The 2,047-nt window shown below is 42.4% G+C and carries 3 protein-coding genes and 3 tRNA genes; all 6 read right to left on the reverse strand.

Going from position 1 to position 2,047, the window contains the following annotated elements; genetic code table 11:
* Positions 1-55: 55 nt before the first annotated feature.
* Positions 56-580: a ribosome maturation factor RimP gene (rimP, locus tag J678_RS22710; protein WP_002157009.1), complete on the reverse strand. Its 525-nt coding sequence runs from the start codon at positions 578-580 to the stop codon at positions 56-58.
* Positions 581-795: 215 nt separating this feature from the next.
* Positions 796-872 (reverse strand) — tRNA-Met (locus J678_RS22715).
* Between the two features lie 88 nt (positions 873-960).
* A tRNA-Met gene (locus J678_RS22720) sits at positions 961-1,037 on the reverse strand.
* Positions 1,038-1,075: 38 nt separating this feature from the next.
* A tRNA-Leu gene (locus J678_RS22725) sits at positions 1,076-1,160 on the reverse strand.
* A 56-nt stretch (positions 1,161-1,216) separates the two neighbouring features.
* Positions 1,217-1,546 carry a preprotein translocase subunit SecG gene (secG, locus tag J678_RS22730; protein ID WP_031955881.1) on the reverse strand — a complete coding sequence of 110 codons (330 nt, stop codon included), beginning with the start codon at positions 1,544-1,546 and terminating at the stop codon, positions 1,217-1,219.
* 12 nt (positions 1,547-1,558) lie between these two features.
* A partial coding sequence (locus J678_RS22735; protein ID WP_032027577.1) for a triose-phosphate isomerase occupies positions 1,559-2,047 on the reverse strand: 489 nt, incomplete at its 5' end.

Genomic DNA, 2,047 nt, shown 5'->3' on the forward strand with positions numbered 1-2,047 from the left:
AAGAATTTCGCGGCCCATAAGTCACCTACCGATTTCTTATATAATTTAAATAAATTTAATCTTGATAGATCAAGTTTGCTTTATCGATATTGTTGCTGTCGATATCAAGCACATGCTTTCCTTCAACTTCAACCTTAATCTCTTCATTTTCAAGGTCTACAGCAAGGAGTTTTGCTTGAAATTTACGGCGATTTTCTACTGCTGCAATTAAACGCAAAGCAACTTGTTGTCCAATATAGCTTTGCAACTGTTCAAGTTGAAAAAATGGGCGATCCCAACCTGGTGAAGAAACTTCTAAAGAATATTCACCTGAAATCGGATCATGAACATCCAACATCGCGCCGACTTGTTGTGTAACACGTACACAATCTTGTACGCCAATACCACGACCTTGTTCTACTTCACCATCTTCATTAATCACTGGTTCAGCGTTTTCATCAACCGGTCTATCGATATAAATACGCAATAATGAACGTTTACCTTGTGGAAGGAATTCGATTCCCCACAGGTCAACACCACATGCCTGCACTGCTGGAGCAATCATGTCATACAATGCTTGGGATTTATTTGATAATTTCATTTACTCTCGTCATTCTCGTGCGATTCAATCGGTTGTTTTAACCGACACAGACCTACTATAGTGAAGCATGACTATTTGACCAATTGATGTCGACACTACACGATAGCGATACGATAACCAATAAAAAAGGGCGTTAATCGCCCCTATGTAGCACAGAAAACAATAGTCCACTGTGCAAAAAGGCCCACCTGTCTGTGAGCCTCTTTTAAGAAACTTGGTAGCGGGAGCTGGATTTGAACCAACGACCTTCGGGTTATGAGCCCGACGAGCTACCAGACTGCTCCATCCCGCATCAACGTGCAAAAATTATATACAAATATCGAAAAAAGTCAATGTAAACTTTACAATATTCGCTTGATTAAGTTGCACCTTAATCAAATTGGTAGCGGGAGCTGGATTTGAACCAACGACCTTCGGGTTATGAGCCCGACGAGCTACCAGACTGCTCCATCCCGCATCAATAAACTGCTTGCACTCAACTTTCTGGTTCAAAGTTGGTGCGGAAGGGGGGACTTGAACCCCCACGCCCGAAGGCACTACCACCTCAAGGTAGCGTGTCTACCAATTCCACCACCACCGCAGCTTGTGGGACGCATTCTAGTCCTTCCAACTGCAAAAGGAAAGCCCTATTTCGAATTATTGACCCGTTTTTGGTGCATTTGGTGAAGTTTCAGGCGATGTTGTTTGAGCTGGTGCTGTTGTTTGTACAGTTTTCAAACTATATGCCTCTGTAGTCTGTTTTTTTGCAAAAACAGCAAGAGTCAAACTCGTTACAAAAAACAATGCAGTTAAAACAGCAGTCAGGCGAGTAAGGAAGTTACCCGAACCAGATGCACCAAATACATTTGCTGCACCGCCACCACCAAAAGAAGCACCAGCATCTGCGCCTTTACCATGTTGCACTAAAATCAATGCAATCATCAGTACAGCTAAAATAATATGTACAACAAGTACAAAAGAGTGCATACCCTATCCTCGTTATTTGCTTTGCGCGAAGGCTTGTACAATTTGATAAAAAGATGCTGCATTTAATGAAGCACCACCCACCAACGCACCATTAATATCTGGACATGCAGCTAATTCAACAGCATTTTCAGCTTTTACACTACCACCATATAAAATAGCAATACTTGAACCCGCTGAAGTAAGCTGGCATAAGCCTTCACGAATTTTAGCGTGCATTGCTTGCGCATCTTGTGGTGAAGCTGTTTTACCAGTACCAATTGCCCAAATCGGCTCATAAGCAATTACGACTTGGTTTTGCCACTGTTCAGCAGTCACTACAGGTGCAATATCACAAATTTGTTGTAAAACAACTTGCTCTGCCTGCCCTTGTTCACGCTGTTCAAGACTTTCGCCCACACAATAAATGACAGTCAAGCCCGCATTTAATGCATTTTGGAGTTTCGCCTTCAAAATTTCAACGTTATCGCCAAAAATATCACGGCGTTCAGAGTGTCCGACCAA

The organism is Acinetobacter sp. 1424608 (assembly GCF_000588255.1).
Lineage (GTDB): Bacteria > Pseudomonadota > Gammaproteobacteria > Pseudomonadales > Moraxellaceae > Acinetobacter > Acinetobacter nosocomialis.